Raw genomic sequence first — 18,616 nt, 5'->3', positions numbered from 1 at the left:
TGGAAACCGATCGGTTTCAGCCACTATAAACCGATCGGTTTCTAAGTGCCAACCAGGAGGTAGGCTGCGGTTATGACGTCGACCGCGAAGACCTCCCCCCGCGAGCGTCTGATCCAGGCCGCGACCGAGCTGTTCTACCTGGAGGGCTTCGCCACCACCGGTGTGCAGAAGCTCTGCCAGACGGCCGGGGTGTCGAAGCGGTCGATGTACCAGCTGTTCGAGACCAAGGACGAACTGCTGGCCGAGGTGCTGGCCCGGTCCGGCCCGGCGAACTTCGCACTGTTCCTCGACCGATCCACCGACGGGACCCCACGCCGGCGGATCCTGCACGTCTTCGAACAGATGGAGAAGCTGGTCGCGGCGGCGCAGTACTTCGGCTGCCCGTTCGTCAACGCCTCGATCGAGCTGAAGGACCCCGCTCACCCGGCGAGCGAGATCGCCCGGCAGGGCAAGCAGCAGCTCACCGACTACTTCGCCGAACAGGCGAAGCTCGGCGGCGCCACCGACCCCGCCACGCTGGCGATCCAGCTCACCATGCTGTTCGACGGGCTGAGCGCCCGGGTGATGATGTACCCCGGCACCCTGGACGGGGTGGGCATACGCACCGCCGTCGTCCTGCTCGACGCGAACGGGCTGCCCCCCGACGCGTGAGGCGCTCGCCGCCCGCAGCGCGTTCTGTGACCGTCATCACAGAGATGGAATCGAACTTACCCGCGGTCTCCGCATCTTGTCGGTGTTCACACCACCATCACGACCGGAGACCTCATGAGCACCTCTGCCACGAACCCACTGTCGCCCGGCACCCATGTCATCGACGTGGACGGCGTCGCCCAGCGCTACCACGTCCACGGCACCGGACCGGTGTGCCTGGCGCACTCCGGTGGTCCCGGAGTCCTCTGGGAGTACCTCAGGATGCCGGCGGTGGAGCAGCACCTGACCATGGTGTACGTGGAGCCGATCGGCACGGGCGGGTCGGGCCGCCTGGAGACGCATCCCAACGGCTACACGCGCGACCGCTACGCACGGGTTCTCGACGGCTTGATCGATCACCTTGCGCTGCCGAAGGTGTATCTCCTGGGCCACTCGCACGGCGGCTTCGTGACACAGCACTACGCCCTGCGTCACGCCGACCGTCTCGCCGGCGTCATCCTGTACGACAGCGCGCCGGTCACCGGGGCCGAGCACTTCGCCGAGGCCATGCGCAACCTGGAGGATTTCACCCGGAGGAACGCGGGCAACCCCGAGCTCCAGGAGGTCCTCGACGCCTTCCAGTCGATCCCCGCCATCTCCAACGACGAGGAGTTCACCGTCGCGGTCCGTGGGCTGCTCCCGGCCTACTTCGCCGATTACTGGGGGCGCGTGGAGGAGTTCGCGCCCATGCGGGCCTCGGTGGGGGGATCACACATCTCGGGCCTCGACGAGAACCTCGCTCCCGACCTCATCGACGACCGGGAAACGCTGGGCTCGCTCACGGTTCCGGCGCTGGTGATCGTCGGCCGTTACGACGTCATCTGCGGGGTGCGCTGGTCACGCGAACTCAACAAACTGATTCCCGGCTCCGAGTTGCTCATCCTGGAGAACAGCGGCCACTTCGGTCACATCGAGGAGCCCGAGACCTTCGCTCGGGCGGTCGCCGGCTTCGCCACCTCCACGCCGGCATGACAGGCCCTCAGGGCGGGGTCTGAGCCGCCGGCCGTTAGATCTCCGCCGTACCGGACAGAGGTGATTCGACGGACGCCGACGCGTCCGGCCGGAGATCATCACCTGGAGGTTGTGCATGCTTGCTCAGACCACGCGGAAGGCGGCGCTGAGCGCCGCGGCCATGGCGGCGCTCGTCGGCCTGGTCAGCGGCTGCGGAGGCGGGGGTGACGATGACGGGGACGACGGCCCGGACGTGGTCAACACGACGAACGGACCCGGCGTGGACGATGACGACGACGGGGATGACGACTGACGACCGCTAGGCACGGGGAACGATCTCCCCCGTACTTCGCTCCAGCGCTACCGCTGCCCGCGCGCCTCCGCACGCGGGCAGCGGCATGTCCAATGCCTCCTCGGGCCACCGAGGGGATCGAGAGTCCCAGGGCCGATACGGAGACGACAGGGCCCAGGAAGGTCTAGATCGACGGCTGAGCCCGGCCGGATCGGTCAGGGTTCGCCCGGCGCGCGTCACCGACTTGTTAGGCAGACTGGCCATAACTTATGGCGACAAATCGGTGAGGTGACGTGACAGAGGTTCTCCGGTACGAAGGGGCACATCCCAAGCCTCCCCAGACCGGGGAGCGACGTCGCGACCCCCTCGGACACCTCCGGTCGCCCGGATGGTTTCCCGGACGCGACGACTTTTCCGAACGCCGTGACCTGCCCAGACGCCGACGGCGGGCGGCGACGGCCGTGCTTCTGGGAACGTTCCTGCTCCTCAGCGGCTCAGCCTCCGCCCCGACCCTGCCCGTCACCCTGAACCGGCTCACCGCCATCGCGTACTCCATCGAGGCCGGGCAGTACCAGCCGGGCTGGCAGGGCGGCGAGATCCCCTACTCCTGGGGCGGCGGCCACGCCAAGACTCCCGGTCCCTCCTTCGGCACCTGCGAGGGATACCAGGGTTCGGTCCGGCCGTGCCCGGCCACCAGGACCCTCGGCCTCGACTGCTCCGGGCTGGCCAGATGGGTCTACCAGCTCGCCTACGGGCGGGACGTGCTGGGACCGGGCAACACCAACGATCACATCCGGCGGCTCACCAGGATCTCCGCCGCCAGGGCGCAGCCGGGAGATCTCGTCTTCTACGGCAAGGTCGGCACACGCAAGTTCTACGGCAAGGTGGGCGCGCGTAAGGTGAGGACCCACCACGTGGGCGTCTACATCGGCGATGGCAAGATGATCAATGCGCTCAGGACCGGCACCGAGATCCGGATCGACCCCATCACGGCGGTCAAGGGTTTCGCCGGTTACTACCGTTTCCCATAGCCGGTCTCACTCCCGTTTTTCCTAGGAGATATATGCGCCTCGGCGTGATGTTCGACCGCGACCTCCCTCCCGAGTCGCTCGTCCCCTTCTGCCGTCATCTGGACGCGGCCGAGGTGGACGACGTCTGGGTGGTGGAGGATCTGGGCTGGACCGGATCGATCTCGTCGGCGGCCACCGCGCTCGCCGTCACCGAACGGCTCCGCGTGGGCATCGGGATCGCTCCGGCGCCGCTGCGCAGTCCGGCCCTGCTCGCCATGGAGTTCGGCAACCTCGCCAGGCTGTACCCGCACCGGCTCGCCGCCGGGATCGGCCACGGCGTCCAGGACTGGATGCGTCAGGTGGGCGTACTCGCGCCCTCGCCGCTGGCGTTGCTGGAGGAGACCATCGTGGCGGTGCGCGCGCTGCTGCGCGGCGAGACGGTCACCGTCCAGGGCCGGGCCGTCCACCTCGACGGGGTGAGCCTGGTGCATCCGCCCGCCACTCCGCCGCCGGTCCTCGCCGGGGTGGTACGGCCCCGCTCGCTGGAGCTGTCGGGGAGGGCGGCACAGGGCACGATCCTGCCCGAGGGGGTCGGCGGCGCGCAGATCGAGGAGGCGCGGAAGCTGATCGGCGGCGGCGATCACGAGCTGGTGGTGTTCACCCACCTGTACATCGGTGAAGACTCCACGGCGGTCGCGCGTCTGGCGGCCGGTGCGGCGGAGTTCCTGCAGATCGATCCGGGCGAGGTCGTGATGGCGGCGGGCTCTCCCGAGACCGCCGCCGACCAGGTCAGGTCGCTGTGGGAGGCCGGAGCGGACACGGTGGTGGTCCGCCCGTTCGGTCCGGACCCCCTCCCCCAGGTCGACCTGCTCCTGGCGGAGCTCCGCTGAGCCCTGGAGCCGTGCTCCCGAACGGGAGCGTGTGCTCCGCGCGGGCGAACCGGGCCTCCACCGGCGCGGGCCAGGAGTCGCCCGGCGGTCGCGGGAACCCCGTACTCACCGGCGGTTCCCGCCGGCCCGGCGCGTTCGGCCGCGGGAGCGACGGCTAGGAGCGCTGGCCTCGGACGCCGGTCAGCCGGCGCAGGACGTCCCACCAGAACGAGGCGCCGAACAACAGCGCGACCATGGTGAGCAGGTAGCCGGGCCAGTGCCCGGGAGTGATCAGCCGGTCCCACCAGGCTCCGCCGTTCCAGTGGAAGGAGGGCTCGTCGGAGTCCTCGGGCGGCATCGTGACGCTCACGAGGGCGTGGTCGAAGATCTTGACCAGCGCCGGGGAGCTGAGGGACTCGGTGACGCACCCGTACGGCTCGGCGACACCGACCTCGGAGCCCGCGCATTTGTCCCTCAGCGCGGCGTATCCATCCCCGCCGCCCCCCGCGATGGCGGTCACCCCGGTGCGGTAGGCGTTGTCGCGCAGCAGGGTCTTGCCGTACTCCAGCGCGTCCATGCTGAACACCAGCGTCAGCACCACTCCCAGCGCGAACACCACCAGCTTGACGTAGCGGCCATAGAGCATGGACAGCCGCTGCATCTCCCCGTCGAACCAGTTCTCGACGCCCTTGCGGAACTTCCCCATGTCCCGCTGGGCGCCCTCCCACACGCCTCTGAGATGGCCCGCCAGGGGGCTGTTGATGGCCTCCAGCTTGGCGAGCAGACCCTCGATCCCGTTCTCCTCGGCGGAGGCCAGTTCCATCACCGCGCCGGAGAACCGCTCGGGCGGGATGTTGGCGATGCTGGTGCGAGCGCCCTTGGGATGGTCGATCTCCTGGAGACGTTCGTACAGCCGCGCGGTCATGTCGATCGGCGCGAACCCCTCGGCGGGTTTCCCGGCGGCGGACTCGGCGGCGGGCTCTCCGGTGGCCTCCCCCGCGGCGAGCCCCGCGGTGACCCCCTCGTCGGCGAGCCCTTCGGAGGTGTTCGCGGTGGAGCCGTCCGTGGCGGGCTCTTCGGCGGTCGGGACCACCACGGGGTCGACCCGCATCGGCTCGACCACCGAGGGCGCCGGGTCGGGGCTGTGCACCGGACGCGGGTCGTCCTTGGAGAAGGGCAGCTTCGCGAAGATGTCAGCGATCTTCGACGGGATCCACGACCTTCCCTCTTCGGGACCTCCGTCCAGTGTGTCCCTGAGGTAGGCCCAGAGAAACTTGCTGCGGATCCCGAGCAGCCGGACGAAGGCCTCGTTGACCCCGCTCACCAGCAGGGACAGAAGCAGGAAGGCCAGAATCAGGCCTATGGCCAAATCAACGTAAATCGATATCAATCGGATCACCCGGACCGTTGATACACGCCTGTCCCAGGCGGCGCAACGTGATCACGTAAAACAGGTCGGTTTCGTAACCGGCACGCGGGCCCGCCCCCGCGATCCGGCGAACGGATCCGAGACCGCCCGAACGGACCGGCCTCCTGACGTCCGGAACAGCTCTCGCGGAGGCGGATCCGGGACCGTCCCGAAGCCCGGACAGACTTTCCCAGAAGCGGGTCCGAGGCCGTCCCCGAAGCACAGAACGGCTTTCGCGGAGGCGGTCCAAGATCCCGGACCGGCCTTCGGGGAACGGGTCAGCCTTCGTAGAAGACGCGCTCCACGACCCGGCGGGCACGGCGGGTGGCGCGGCGGTAGTCGTCCACGAAGTCCTCGCTGCCGTCCGGCGGATAGCCGAGGACGCGGGAGATGAGCGCGCGTTCGCGGACGTCCACCGGGATGGAGTCGGCGGCGCGGCCCCGGACCAGGACGATGGCGTCGCGGATGCGCGAGGCGAAGATCCAGGCCTTGCCGAGCACCTCCTCGTCGGCTTCGGACAGCAGTTCCTCCACGACCGCCGCACGCAGCGTCTCCAGGGTGCGGGTGGTCCGCAGCGACGGCAGACGTCCCGCGTGACGGAGCTGCATGAGCTGGGCCACCCACTCCACGTCGGACAGCCCGCCGGGACCGAGCTTGGTGTGCAGGGCGGGGTCGGCGCCGCGGGGCAGCCGTTCGGCCTCCATCCGCGCCTTCAGCTTGCGGATCTGCAGCACGGCCGCGTCGGAGATGCCCCTCTCCGGATAGCGCAGCGGATCGGCCAGGTGCAGGAGTGAGACGCCCAGCTCCGCGTCTCCCGCGGAGAACCGGGCACGCAGCAGTGCCTGGGACTCCCACGGCGACGACCAGCGCTCGTAGTAGGCGGCGTAGGAGGCCAGCGTACGGACCAGCGCGCCCTGACGGCCCTCCGGACGGAGATCCGGGTCGATGATCAGTGGCGGGTCGGAGGAGGGCAGGGCCAGCAGGCGGCGCAGCTCGTTGGCCACGGCGTAGGCCGCGTCGGTGGCCTCCCGCTCCGGCATCCCCTCCAGCGGCGAGTGCACGAACATCACGTCGGCGTCGCTGCCGTAGGAGCTTTCGATCCCGCCCAGGCGGCCCATCGCGATCACCGCGAACCGGGTGCCCAGCGGAGCGCGCCTCTCCATCTCGACCTTGCCGACGGCGGCGTCCAGCGCGGCCTGGATCGTCACGTCGTTGAGCGCCGACAGCGCCTGGCCGACCTCCTCGATGCCAATGTGCCCGGAGAGGTCGGCGACCGCCGTACGGAACAGCTCCCTGCGGCGCAGCCCGCGCGCCGCGCCCACGCCCTTCTCGGCCTCGCCCGGATAGCGGCTCACCATGGTCCGTGCCTCCGACAGCAGCGCCGCGACCGGCCGGGGATCCAGCTCCGCCTCCGAGCCGAGCATCGTCACCGCCTCGGGGGCGTCCATCAGCAACCCCGTCGCGTAGCGGCTGGTGCCGAGCAACCGGGCCAGCTGCGAGGCGACGGCGGTCTCGTCACGGAGGAGCCGCAGGTACCACGGGGTGGCGCCGAGCTTGTCAGAGATCTGGCGGAAGCCGAGCAGGCCGGCATCGGGGTCGGGAGCGTCGGCGAACCAGCCGAGCATGACCGGCAGGAGGGTCCGCTGGATCGCCGCGCGACGCGAGACGCCCGTGCTCAGCGCGCTGATGTGGTGCAGCGCGCCCGTCGGGTCGGTGTAGCCGAGCGCCTCCAGGCGGGCCTTCGCGGCGACGGTGGAGAGCCGGTCCTCCGACTCGGGCAGCCGGGCCACGGCCTGCAGCAGCGGGCGGTAGAACAGTTTCTCGTGCAGGCGCCTGGCCTCCATGGCATGCCGTTTCCACTGGGTGGTGAACTCCCCCACCGGGTCGACGGTCATCGCCAGTCCCCGGCCCAGCCGCCGCAGGTCGGCGACGCCTTCGGGCACCACGTGCGTACGGCGGAGCCGGTGCAGCTGGATCAGGTGCTCGATCTGGCGCAGGAAGGTGTACGCCTCGGCGAGCGCCTTGGCGTCGTCCCTGCCGACGTAACCGCCCCGGGACAGGGCGGCGAGCGCGGGAAGCGTGGCGCGGCGGCGCAGCAGCGGGTCCATGCGGCCGTGGACGAGCTGGAGCAGCTGGACCGCGAACTCGATGTCTCGCAACCCTCCGGGCCCCAGCTTGAGCTGGCGCTCGGCCTCGCTCGTACGGACGTGGGCCTCCACCCGGCGGCGCATGGCCTGCACGTCCTCGACGAACTTCTCGCGGGTGGCGGCCTGCCAGACCATGTCGTTCATCAGGGAGACGTACTGCCCGCCGAGCTCGGCGTCGCCCGCGATCGGCCGGGCCTTCAGCAGCGCCTGGAACTCCCAGGTCTTGGCCCAGCGCCGGTAGTAGGCCTGGTGGCTGGCGAGGGTGCGGACCAGGGGTCCGGCCTTGCCCTCGGGGCGCAGTGCCGCGTCCACCTCCCACAGCGACCCCTCCGGGGTGCTGGTCGAGCAGGCGCGCATCATGCCCTGGGCCAGCCGGGTGGCGAGCTGGATGGCCTTGTTCTCGTCGACGGTCCCGTCGGCGCCCTCGCGAGGCTCGGCCACGAAGATGACGTCGACGTCGCTGATGTAGTTGAGCTCGCGCGCGCCGCACTTGCCCATGCCGATGACGGCCAGCCGTACCGAGTCGGACTCCGGGTGCTCGGACCGCGCGACGGCGAGGCCCGCCTCCAGCGCGGCCCCGGCCAGGTCGGACAGCTCGGCGGTGACCTCGGACAGCGAGAGTTCGCCGGTGACGTCACGGGCGGCCAGGTGGAGCAGGCGGCCCCGGTAGGCGACACGCAGCGCGACCAGGGTGTCGGTGGTGGCGTCGCCCGCGCGGGGTTCGGGGTTCTCCGGTTCGGCGCCGACCGCGAGCAGCAGCTCGGCACGGAGCTCCGCCTCGGTCGGCCGCTGTACGGCCTGCGCCCCGCCGAGAAGGCGCCAGTGCTCGGGATGCCTGACCACGTGCTCGCCGAGAGCCGCGCTGACGCCGAAGACGCCGAGCAGCCGGGTCCGCAGACCGGGGTCGGACCGGAACGATCCAAGCACGCTCGGATCCCGCTCGGCCAGCCGGTTGAGCGAGGTGAGCGCCAGATCGGGGTCCGCCGTGCCGACCAGGGAGGCCAGCAGGTCGATGTCGCCGACCGCCTCCGGGCCCAGTTCGTCGAGCAGCCGCTCGGCTCTGGCCCCATCGGCGAAACCGAGCCGGGCCAGTCGCCCGGCGGTCGTCTGCATTCGGGGCACGGTGTCCACCGCCCCTCCCTCATCCTCGATCACAACCACGGGTGACCTTCCTCAATCCCTACCCCGAGCGATCAAAGGTGCACGCTCCCCCGCACATCGCGCTCGCCTCGGTCCTCGGCGAGCGGTGGAGGCGATGTGGCCTCTCCGCTCACCCTCTCAGGTCGGGCTCGCGCTCCCAGGTATCCGGAGCGTCGCCGCACACGCTAATCCTGAAAGTGTGCGGCGTCGTTAGCGGATTCGGACCGTAATCGCGCAGTCACGCGGTTTGGACGACGGTGACAAAACGCTCGGCGAGTGACTTCCAGGTGCCGGCGAGACCTTCCCGTGCCTCCTTCACCTGCGTGTTGAGCTCCTCGACCGAGTAGCCGCGCTCGGTCAGGTGATCCGCCGACCCCACCGTCCAGCCGGTGAAGATCTCCGGGGTGGCCTCGGGATGGAACTGCACCGCCCAGGCCCTGTCCCCCAGCCGGTAGGCCTGGTTGGGGTAGGGGTCGCCGGTCGCCAGCGGCACCGCGCCCGGGGGCAGCGCCGTCGTCGCGTCGCGGTGATACTGGACGGCGAGAGCGGGGCCCAGCCCGCCGAACAGCGGGTCGGCATCGGCTGCCGGGAGCGGGACGACCTCACACGCGCCCACCTCCAGCCCGTGCTCACCGCGCTCGACGGCGCCTCCGCAGGCGAGCGTCATGAGCTGGGCGCCCAGGCAGATCCCCAGGGTCGGCACGCCGCCCTCCACCGAGCGCCGGATCAGGTCTCGGGTGGCGGGCAGCCAGGGGTACTGCTCGTCCTCCCAGGCCGCCGCCTCGCCGCCGAGCACGATCAGCCCGCCCGCGGCCCGCTCGGGCACGGCCTCTCCCAGGTAGGGCCGGACGACTTCGAACCCCGCCCCGGCATCGGCCAGCCATCCGGCGAAGAACCCCAGGCCCGCGTCGGCCTCGTGCTCGATGACGGTAATCCTCATGGAGTAATTATGGGCTGGTATGAGGCGGTGTTACCTACCAGGGGACGTGCTCCACCGCCGTGGAAACCGTCACAATTCCCTCCGACTCTGATCGTTGGACGTTGACCCCGGGCGGAGACACCCGCCACCATCGACGTGGACGACCCGTTCCTCATGCCTGCCGCGACCTCCGGGACGGGCATGCGGCCGGTACGGCGCGGCTCCGTCGCATGGGGCCGTACGAACCTGAGCATCACTTCATCCGCGAATTTTGTGAGAGTCCCGTGAACCCTGTCTTGAGCGATGTCGAGGTTCCCGGCGGCGCGCTGCGCGTCGCCCGGTTCGGCACCGGACCGCGTCTGATCGTGGCGGTGCACGGCATCACCGCCTCGCTCATGGCCTGGAACGCCGTCGCCCGGCGGCTGCCCGCCGAATGGTCGCTGGTCGCCATGGATCTCCGGGGCCGCGGCCACAGCGCCGGGCTTCCCGGCCCGTACGGCCTGCCGCGGCAGGCCGAGGACGTGAACCTGGTCGCCCGGTCCGTGGGCGCGGAGTCCGACATCGTGCTGACCGGCCACTCGATGGGCGCCTACATCGCGGTCCTCGCCGCGGCGGGCCACGACTACGCCAGGGTCGTACTCCTCGACGGAGGGCTCCCGCTGCCCCTGCTTCCCGGCCTGGACGCCGACGCGACCCTGGACGCCACGATCGGCCCGGCTCTCGCCCGGCTCGACCGGACCTTTCCGAGCGCCGACGCCTACGTGGACTTCTTCAAGGCCCACCCGGCCTTCGCCGGCAACTGGAACGACGAGGCGGAGGAGTACGTCCGCTACGACGCGACCGGCCCCGAGGGCGCGGTGCGCTCACGGGTGCGGCAAGAACCGGTCCGCCAGGACGGCCGGTGGCTGCTCAACGAGAGCGAGGAGATCGGCGCCGCGCTCCACGCGGTGAAGTCGCCGCTGTCACTGCTGCGGGCCCCTCGCGGCCTGCTCGACCAGCCGGTCGGCATGATCCCCGACGAGCTCACCGCCACCTGGAGGAGGCGGCTGCCCGCCCTGGAGGAGGAGCTGGTCGAGGACTGCAACCACTACACGATCCTGTTCCAGGACCGCTGCGCCTCACTGGTCGCCCGGCATCTCAGCCGGTAGAACCTCCCGGCGGCCCTACGCCGGAGTGATCCAGACGGCTCTGGCCGAGGCGACCAGGGTGCCGTCGACCTCGTAGACGGCACTCTCGCCGAAGAGCTTGCGGCCCTCGCGGCCGGTGGCGCGGGCGACCACGGAGTAGGTGCCGCCGGGATAGACGCGGCGGTGGATCCGCGCGGTCAGGCGGCCCAGCAGGGCCGACTCTCCGGGCTGGAAATGCGCCCAGCCGGTGGCGCAGTCGAGCGCGGCCCAGATGATCGCGTCGGAGACGACGCCGTCCTCCTCGGCGACGGTCATCGGCACCCGCCAACCGGCCGCGACCAGATCGGTGCCGGACACCCGGCCGGGGAAGATGCGCATGCCGTCACCGGGGTCGCGCACCCCGCAGACGAAGCAGCCAGGGAAGGGGTGGGCGACAAATCCGACAAATCCACCCTCGGCGAGAGCCGCCTCGTTGAAGGGCACAAACTCCGGGGCGTCAAGCTCCTCGGCCACCGTGATGGCCTCGACCAGCAGGTTCTCACCGTGGGTGAGGGTGGCGGTGTTGGCGAGATGGCGCAGATGCAACGGTGTGTCCAGCGGCGTGGGCGCGTGCAACGTGACCTCAACGGCCGAGTCGTGCTGGACGCCGTGCAGCGCCTCGGAGACCGTACCCGCGATCCACCCGCCGTTCGCGACGCCCTCGGGCCCCCGGAAACGCGCCGGAACGGTCACCACGGTCTGCAGCTCGGCAGCCGTCGTCATACCGCACCTCCTGTCGCCTTTTATGGCGATTAATACTCAGAAATACCTCTAAACGGACAGGCCGATTTTACCTGGGTCGTTGCACGTACAGCCAACTCGGGGTCGATGACGCCGCCGTTAGCCACGGGTAACGCCCGCATGACGTTCGGCGGTCCACCACCGGGTAAGCGTTGTGACACGCTCCGCCGCCGGGCGGCGGGGCTCCGGGGCACGGCGAATGCCCTCTCACCCGGTGCGGACTCGCCCTCGGAACCCGCGCCGCCCCGACGCGGACACGATCCGTGAGACCGCCCGCTCCCGGGTCTCGCAGGCCCATGGCCCGGAGCCGATGAAACGGCGTGGGGCCAACGGTTCGCCACCGTTGGCCCCACGCCTTCGTTCCGAGAGAATCTCCCGCCGACCCGGGCTTACAGGATCGGCAGGTAACGGCCGAGCTCGAACTCGGTGACCTGGCGGCGGTAGTCGTTCCACTCGTTGCGCTTGTTGCGCAGGAAGTAGTCGAAGACGTGCTCGCCGAGGGTCTCGGCGACGAGCTCGCTGCGCTCCATGACCGCGATGGCCTCGTCCAGCGACTGGGGCAGCGGCTGGATGCCCAGCGCGCGGCGCTCGGCCGAGGTCAGCGCCCAGACGTCGTCCTCGGCGCCGGGGGGCATCTCGTAGCCTTCCTCGATGCCCTTCAGCCCGGCCGCGAGGATCACGGCGAAGGCCAGGTAGGGGTTGCACGCGGAGTCCAGGGAGCGGAACTCGACGCGGGTGGAGCCGCTCTTGTGCGGCTTGTACATCGGCACCCGGACCAGGGCCGAGCGGTTGTTGTGGCCCCAGGAGATGTAGCTCGGGGCCTCGCCGCCGGCTCCGGCGATCGCCTCCGCGCCGCCCCACAGCCGCTTGTAGGAGTTCACCCACTGGTTGCAGACCGCGGTGATCTCGGCGGCGTGCGTGAGCAGGCCGCCGATGAACGAGCGACCGATCTTGGAGAGCTGGTAGTCGGCGCCCGGCTCGTAGAAGGCGTTGCGGTCACCCTCGAACAGCGACATGTGGGTGTGCATGCCGGAGCCCGGATATTCGGTGAAGGGCTTGGGCATGAAGCTCGCCCAGATGCCCTGCTCCAGCGCGACCTCCTTCATGACCAGACGGAAGGTCATGATGTTGTCGGCGGTGGTGAGGGCGTCGGCGTAGCGCAGGTCGATCTCCTGCTGGCCGGGGCCGCCCTCGTGGTGGCTGAACTCGACGGAGATGCCCATCGACTCCAGCATCATGATCGCGTTGCGCCGGAAGTCGTGACCGGCGCTGTGCGGGGTGTGGTCGAAGTATCCGCCGTCGTCGATCGGCTCGGGACGGTCGCCCCGCTCCGGCCGGTCCTTCAGCAGGAAGAACTCCACCTCGGGATGGGTGTAGAAGCTGAAGCCCATGTCGGAGGCCTTGGCCAGGGTGCGTTTGAGCACCCAGCGCGGATCGGCGTGCGAGGGTGAGCCGTCCGGCATGAGGATGTCGCAGAACATCCTGGCCGCGCCCGGCGTCTCGCTGCGCCAGGGCAGGATCTGGAACGTTGATGGGTCCGGTTTGGCCAACATGTCCGACTCGTAGACCCGGGCGAAGCCCTGGATCGCCGAGCCGTCAAACCCGATGCCCTCCGCGAAAGCACCTTCAAGCTCTGCCGGGGCGATGGCCACCGACTTGAGGAACCCGAGCACGTCGGTGAACCACAGCCGGATGAACCGGATGTCGCGCTCCTCGAGAGTGCGGAGAACGAACTCCTGCTGGCGGTCCAAGGCTTCTCCTTCATTGCCGACGTGGTGCGACACGCCTGGTGGTCTACCAGTTTGCCTGCTCCGTGTTTCGCACACGTTACGAGGGAGAACGGTGAGATGCGGCATCGGCCACGTCGCGCCTCCCCACAACCTGCGCCGTCTCCTCTTACAGTGTGCGACCGGAGCCGCTGAAGTGCTATCCGGGGGGAAGACGACGATGGGCACCGAACTCCGCAGACCGCCGTGCGCCGCCACGCCGCCGGCCCAGCTGGCCGAACGGCTCGCGGCGATGGCGATGCCGTGTCCCATGCACCCGTCGGTGTACCAGATCGAGGCCGCGGTCATCGACTGGTCGCGCGAGGTCGGCCTGGACGCCGACCCCGGCGCCCACCGGCTGGCCGGGCGGGCGTTCGCCGGCTACGACACGGGCACGGCCTCGCTGTTCGCCCGCTGGCTGACGTGGATGTCCCGCTTCCGCGAGGATCCGGCGGCATTCGCCGGAGTGCTCGCGGTGGCCGAGGGCGGCGAGCCGGGACCGCTGCCGCTGGAACGTTCCTTCGCGAACCTGTGGCGGGCCTGTGCGCCCGGGATGAGCCAGGGATGGCGCGAACGGTTCCTGGCCGGGCTGACCGCCCAGCACGAGGCGCTGCTCGTCACCGGCACACCGGTGGGAGACCGGCCGCCTGCCGGGGATCGGCTCTCCGCCGGAGACCGGCCGCCGGCCGGAAGCGGGTCGCCGTTCCGGGACCGGACATCGACCGGCGAGCATCCGCCGATCCAGGGCTGCCCGTCGATCGAGGGCTACCCGGCGCTGGGCAGGAACGCCTTCGGCCGGTATCTGTTCGACCTGGTGGAGCCCTGCGCCGGGGTGGAGGTGCCCGCCCCGGTCCAGGAGAGCCCGCGCTGGCGGGCGGTCGTCGAGGCGAGCGGTGACGTGGCCGCCTGGTGCGACGATCTGACCACCGGGCGCGGCTACGTGGCCGTCGCCTCCGCCTGGCTGGACCGCCCGGACGACGCGGCCGTGGAATGGGTGATCGACCGTGTCGTGGCCCGGATGGAGGAGCTCTGGACGGCCGCCCGCGCGATTCCCCTGCTTCTGGAACGGCACGATCTCGGATTCGCCGCCTCCCGCGAGGTGACCCGAGTGGTATGCGCTTTCTTGACCATACCCAGGGCTTACCTGGAGTGGTTCCTGGAATCGTCTCGCTATCGTCACTTAGGGTAACGATCTGAGTTCTTCAAGTAACGTGGGAGTCAAAATGAGCCTCGAGCTCCTCAATCATAAATTGGACCGCGCCTTCGGGCACATGGACGTCAACGGCAACGGCTCGATCGAGCGCGGTGACCTTCTCGGCCTCGGCGCCCGGATCCTCGTCGGCTTCGGCGAGGCCCCGACCTCGGCCGCCGGCAGCAAACTCGTCCAGGGCTTCGGGTCGATCTGGCAGACCCTGTCCACGGAGATCGACGCCGCCGGTGACCGCGCGATCTCCCCCGAGGAGTTCCGGGCGGGCATGACCTCGGCCTTCATCGAGGGCGACCGGTTCGACACGGTCTTCGGACCCGCGACCGAGGCGTTCGCCGAGCTGTGCGACACCGACGGAGACGGCTCCGTCGGGCCGGACGGGTTCCAGGTCATGATGGCCGCGTTCGGCACCCCGTACGAGGACGTGGAGGCGGCCTTCGACCGGCTCGACCTCGACCGGGACGGCAACATCTCGGTCACCGAGCTGGTCGAGGCGGCTCGGCAGTACTACACGAGCACCGATCCCGACGCCGCCGGCAACTGGCTTTTCGGGCCGATCTAGTGGCCCCGACCCTCACCCAGTCCTTCGCTCAACCTTCGACCCGGCCCCCCACCCCGGCGATCGGCGAAACGGGGGTGCCCTCACCGCCGGAGCGGGCTCCGGGAGTTGCCGCGGCCCTGCTGCTCCCCCTCACCGACCTGGTCCCGGCGATGGCCGCACGCTGCCAGATGCACCCCTCGATCGACCGTATCGGAGCCGAACTCGCCGGCTGGACCCGCGAGATGGGGCTGGAAACGCCCGCTCAGGCCGGGTTCGAACGGATGGCCGGCCGCGCCTTCGCCGAGTCGGGCACGGACGCGGCGTTCCTGTTCGCCAAGTGGCTGACCTGGCTGTTCCACTTCGACGACGAATGGGACGAGAAGCCCGCGGGACGCGCGGTCGAGATCGTGGACGTCGCCTTCGAACGGCTTGATCTCATCGCCCGCGGCTCCGCCCCCGCCTCCTCCCCCGTCGAGAGAGCCTTCGAGGACCTCTGGAAGGTCACCTCCGCGCGGATGGGCCCGCGCTGGCGCCGGCGGTTCCTCGTGGGGCTGGCGGCCCAGGGGGCGGCCTGCCGTACGGAGGCCGAGAACCGGTGCTCGGGGCGGGTGCCCTCGGTGGCCGAGTATCCGGCGCTCCGCCGGGGAACGGCGGGCCCCTACCTGTTCGACCTGGTCGAACCGTGTCTGGGGGTGGAGGTTCCGGTCGAGCTGCGCGAGACCCCGACCTGGCAGACCCTCATGGACGCCTGCAACGACGTCACCGCCTGGTGCAACGACGTCGCCTCCCATCACAAGGAACGCGCGAACGGCGACGTGCACAACTACGTGACGGTCGCCGCCGTCGCCTTCGGGTTCTCGGACGGCGACGCCGTCACGTGGGTGAACGACCGGATCGCCGCCCGTTCCAAGGATCTGCGGACCGCCGCCAGGCGGTTGCCGGGGCTGTTCGACCAGCTCGGAATCCCGGCGGGCCAGGCCAGAGACCTCAGCAGGGTGGCGTGCGCGTTTCTCGCCGCGCCCAGGGCCCAGCTGGAATGGCTCCTGGAGTCCAGCCGGTACGACGTGCCGTAACCGTACGATCCCCGCATGTCCCCATGGAGGCATGCGGGGAAGGATCCGCCCGTGAGGGCGGGGCACTTCGGGGGTCCGTGACAGCGGGACTCCGGCCCGCCCGTGAGGGCGGGGCACTTCGGGGGTCCGTGACAGCGGGACTCCGGCCCGCCCGTGAGGGCGGGGCACTCCGGGGGCCCGTGACAGCGGGACTCCGGCCCGGCCCGCCCGCGAGAGCGGGAGGCTCCGGACGCGCGGCGTGGAGCAGACGAACGATCATGCGACCGCCGGGGAGATCAGGAGACGCACACCAAGGAGTCCCCCACCGGGGTGCGCCGGTAGACGACCTCGCGGCCGAGGCGGCGGCGGGTGACCAGGCCGCCGTCCGCCAGGACGCTCAGGTGCTGGCTGATCGCGCCCGGGGTGAGGGACATCTGCCGGGCGAGCGCCGAGGTGGTCGTGGGGTCGGCCAGGGCGGTCAGGATCTGCGCCCTGGTCCGGCCGAGCAGCGCGGCGAGGGCGCCGGGGGCGGGCGGCGGGCCCGAGGTCCACAACGTGCCGACGCCCGTCGCCGGATAGACGAGCATCGGCTGGTACGGCTCGACCATCACGGCCACATCCGGCCAGTAGAAGGCGGTCGGCACGAGCACCAGGCCGTCGCCGCCCAGCGGCGCGGAATACTCCCAGTTACGGGTGACGGTGAGCCTGTCTCCGCGCCAGCGCACGTTGGGATGCAGGTCGCCGAAGAGCTCCCGGGCCCCGCCCACGGCGAGCTGCCGGGAGCGCCGCAGCACGTCGCCCTCCAGCAGGCCGTAGATCCGAGGCCAGAACTCGGCGAACCCGATCTCCCAGTAACGCTCCAAGGTGTCGGCGACCCGGGCCACGCCCGCCTCGGGGTCCGCCAGGAAACGCTCGATGACCCGGGGGTCGGACCCGCTCACCCAGGTCGCCTCCTCGGCCGCGCGCTCGGGGTGCGTCCGCCGTACCCGCTCGAGGTCGGCGGCGAAGTCGGGCATCGGAGTCTCGGGCGTCGGGGTGACGAAGTCCACCAGATATCCCTGGAGCGGGACCAGCGCGAACAGCTCCGACAGGTCGATTCCGGTCAGGCGGGGCCGTACGGCGCGCACCCAGGGCAGGTGAAGGGAGTGCCTGGCCGGATCGCGCAGGGTGCGCAGACTCGCCACCAACTCCCAGATCGGCGAGAAGGCGAAGCGGATCCTGGCCACGTCGTCCATGGCGAAGATCCACTCGACATAACAGGACTTTTTAGGCACGACTAAAAGATTGGCGCATGCCCGGACGCCTGTCCAACCTGGTCCCATGAGCACCACGACCCTCCCGAAACCCACCTTCCTGCAATCGAAGATCGGCGGCCTGCCCAGGGCTTTCTGGGCCCTGTGGGCCGGCACGCTGGTCAATCGGGTGGGCATGATGGTCGAGCCGTTCATCGGCGTCTACCTGACCCAGGCGCGCGGTATGTCCTACGGCGCGGCGGGCGTGGTGATGGCGGTGTTCGGCGTGGGCTCGCTGCTCTCGCAGATCCTGGCGGGGTGGCTGGCCGACCGGTTCGGCAGGCGGGTCACCCTGACGGGCGGCATGATCGCGACGGCGGTCGCCATGGTGGCGCTGGGCTACAGCACCTCGCTTCCGGCGATCGTCATCAGCATGTTCGTGCTCGGCATGACCATCGACGCCTACCGGCCCGCGTCCAACGCGCTGGTGGCCGACCTGATCCCGCCCCACGACCGGCCGCGCGCCTACGGGCTTCTCTTCTGGGCGTTGAACCTGGGCTTCGCGGTGGCGATGGTCACGGGCGGCTGGCTCGCGCAGGCCGGGTACGGCTGGATGTTCGGGATCAACGCCGCCACCGCGGTGGCCTTCGGTCTCCTGGTGTGGCGGGCGGTGCCCGAGACGCTGCCCGCACGGGACGAGCGGCACGGCAAGGGGGACCCGGACGAGGCCGGCAAGCGGGTTCGTGGCGGCTTCGCCGACGTGCTCAGGGACCGGCTGATGGTCACTTTCACCCTGATCACCGTGCTCTCCACCCTGGTCTACGTCCAGGCGTTCACCACCCTGCCGCTGGCGATGACCCACGAGAAGTTCACCACCGGTGACTACGGCATGATCATGGCGGTCAACGGCATCCTGATCGTGCTCCTCCAGCCGCTGACCGGCGACTGGTTCGGCAGGCGCGATCACAGCACGGTCCTCGCCGTCGGTCTGACGATCATCGGAGCGGGCTTCGCGCTGACCGCGTTCGTCTCCGACATCACCGGATACGCGACCACCGTGGTCGTGTGGACCCTGGGCGAGATCGTCACCGCGGGCATCGCGGGCGCCATCGTGGCCGCCCTCGCCCCCGCCCATCTGCGCGGGCGCTATTCCGGCCTGTACGGCCTGGCCTGGTCGTGCGGGACCATGCTCGCCCCGCTGCTCGGCACGCGACTGCTCGAGGTGAGCCCCACCGTGCTCTGGCTGGTCGTCGGCACCCTCAATCTGATGGCCGCCGGGAGCGTACTCGCGATCGGCCCGGCGCTGCGGCGCCGTATGGAGTCGATCCCGCGGTGAACGCCTGCCGACCGGGTGGCGTCCGGGCTCGCCGAGGTCTTCTCGAACACCACACGGAAGGACCAGGACGAACCGGCGCGGCACCGGAGGCCGGCACGATGACGGAGCGGCGCTGAGGTCTCCTCGAACACCACACGGAAGGATCGGGA

General features: G+C 70.3%; 16 protein-coding genes. 10 read left to right on the top strand and 6 right to left on the bottom strand.

Translation table 11 applies throughout. From position 1 onward, the window contains the following. Positions 1 to 72: 72 nt before the first annotated feature. The 5 genes from DKM19_RS11500 (at position 73) to DKM19_RS11485 (ending at position 3,833) form a co-directional block, all read left to right on the top strand. On the top strand, positions 73 to 651 hold the full coding sequence (locus DKM19_RS11500) for a TetR/AcrR family transcriptional regulator (protein WP_110695693.1): 579 nt from the start codon (positions 73 to 75) through the stop codon (positions 649 to 651). A 114-nt stretch (positions 652 to 765) separates the two neighbouring features. After that, positions 766 to 1,662: an alpha/beta fold hydrolase gene (locus DKM19_RS11495; RefSeq protein ID WP_110695692.1), complete on the top strand. Its 897-nt coding sequence runs from the start codon at positions 766 to 768 to the stop codon at positions 1,660 to 1,662. A gap of 115 nt (positions 1,663 to 1,777) precedes the next feature. After that, a complete protein-coding gene (locus DKM19_RS49380; RefSeq protein WP_162641436.1) occupies positions 1,778 to 1,954 on the top strand; it encodes a hypothetical protein in 177 nt (58 codons plus the stop codon). A gap of 440 nt (positions 1,955 to 2,394) precedes the next feature. Beyond that, positions 2,395 to 2,964 carry a C40 family peptidase gene (locus DKM19_RS11490; RefSeq protein WP_305000304.1) on the top strand — a complete coding sequence of 190 codons (570 nt, stop codon included), beginning with the start codon at positions 2,395 to 2,397 and terminating at the stop codon, positions 2,962 to 2,964. A gap of 32 nt (positions 2,965 to 2,996) precedes the next feature. Next, positions 2,997 to 3,833 carry an LLM class flavin-dependent oxidoreductase gene (locus DKM19_RS11485; protein WP_110695691.1) on the top strand — a complete coding sequence of 279 codons (837 nt, stop codon included), beginning with the start codon at positions 2,997 to 2,999 and terminating at the stop codon, positions 3,831 to 3,833. 154 nt (positions 3,834 to 3,987) lie between these two features. Here DKM19_RS11485 and DKM19_RS11480 read toward each other — a convergent pair whose 3' ends face one another. The 3 genes from DKM19_RS11480 to DKM19_RS11465 form a co-directional block, all read right to left on the bottom strand. After that, complete coding sequence (locus DKM19_RS11480; RefSeq protein ID WP_204358756.1) at positions 3,988 to 5,181, bottom strand: hypothetical protein; 1,194 nt, start codon at positions 5,179 to 5,181, stop codon at positions 3,988 to 3,990. Positions 5,182 to 5,498: 317 nt separating this feature from the next. Further along, positions 5,499 to 8,480, bottom strand: coding sequence for a bifunctional [glutamine synthetase] adenylyltransferase/[glutamine synthetase]-adenylyl-L-tyrosine phosphorylase (locus tag DKM19_RS11470; RefSeq protein ID WP_110705649.1), 2,982 nt, complete (start codon positions 8,478 to 8,480; stop codon positions 5,499 to 5,501). A gap of 265 nt (positions 8,481 to 8,745) precedes the next feature. Then, entirely contained in the window at positions 8,746 to 9,447 is a 702-nt protein-coding gene (locus DKM19_RS11465) for a type 1 glutamine amidotransferase (RefSeq protein WP_110695690.1), read from the bottom strand. Between the two features lie 263 nt (positions 9,448 to 9,710). On the opposite strand from DKM19_RS11465, the gene DKM19_RS11460 reads away from it, so the two are divergent. Then, positions 9,711 to 10,574, top strand: coding sequence for an alpha/beta hydrolase (locus DKM19_RS11460; RefSeq protein ID WP_110695689.1), 864 nt, complete (start codon positions 9,711 to 9,713; stop codon positions 10,572 to 10,574). Positions 10,575 to 10,589: 15 nt separating this feature from the next. Here the strand turns inward: DKM19_RS11460 and DKM19_RS11455 are convergent, their stop codons facing one another. Then, positions 10,590 to 11,315, bottom strand: coding sequence for a PaaI family thioesterase (locus DKM19_RS11455; RefSeq protein ID WP_110695688.1), 726 nt, complete (start codon positions 11,313 to 11,315; stop codon positions 10,590 to 10,592). 407 nt (positions 11,316 to 11,722) lie between these two features. Next, a complete protein-coding gene (gene glnA, locus DKM19_RS11450; protein WP_089205117.1) occupies positions 11,723 to 13,084 on the bottom strand; it encodes a type I glutamate--ammonia ligase in 1,362 nt (453 codons plus the stop codon). A 196-nt stretch (positions 13,085 to 13,280) separates the two neighbouring features. Between glnA and DKM19_RS11445 the strand changes: the two genes are divergently transcribed. From DKM19_RS11445 to DKM19_RS11435, 3 genes are all read left to right on the top strand, one after another. Further along, on the top strand, positions 13,281 to 14,288 hold the full coding sequence (locus tag DKM19_RS11445; protein WP_110695687.1) for a terpene synthase family protein: 1,008 nt from the start codon (positions 13,281 to 13,283) through the stop codon (positions 14,286 to 14,288). 34 nt (positions 14,289 to 14,322) lie between these two features. Then, the gene (locus DKM19_RS11440; RefSeq protein ID WP_110695686.1) at positions 14,323 to 14,868 is read left to right on the top strand and encodes an EF-hand domain-containing protein; all 546 of its coding nucleotides are present in this window, start codon (positions 14,323 to 14,325) and stop codon (positions 14,866 to 14,868) included. Positions 14,869 to 14,942: 74 nt separating this feature from the next. Next, complete coding sequence (locus tag DKM19_RS11435; protein ID WP_239514196.1) at positions 14,943 to 15,920, top strand: terpene synthase family protein; 978 nt, start codon at positions 14,943 to 14,945, stop codon at positions 15,918 to 15,920. A 275-nt stretch (positions 15,921 to 16,195) separates the two neighbouring features. On the opposite strand, the gene DKM19_RS11430 is transcribed toward DKM19_RS11435, so the two are convergent. Next, positions 16,196 to 17,173 (bottom strand): DUF5937 family protein, encoded by a 978-nt coding sequence (locus tag DKM19_RS11430; RefSeq protein WP_110695685.1) that lies wholly within the window; start codon positions 17,171 to 17,173, stop codon positions 16,196 to 16,198. A 46-nt stretch (positions 17,174 to 17,219) separates the two neighbouring features. Here DKM19_RS11430 and DKM19_RS11425 point away from each other — a divergent pair, with 46 nt between their 5' ends. Further along, positions 17,220 to 18,467 (top strand): MFS transporter, encoded by a 1,248-nt coding sequence (locus DKM19_RS11425; protein ID WP_110695684.1) that lies wholly within the window; start codon positions 17,220 to 17,222, stop codon positions 18,465 to 18,467. Positions 18,468 to 18,616: the final 149 nt, after the last annotated feature.

It is taken from the genome of Streptosporangium sp. 'caverna', from assembly GCF_003203775.1.
GTDB lineage: Bacteria > Actinomycetota > Actinomycetes > Streptosporangiales > Streptosporangiaceae > Streptosporangium > Streptosporangium subroseum.
Note: the sequence above shows the minus strand (reverse complement) of the source record. Positions and strands in the feature narration are given on the sequence as shown.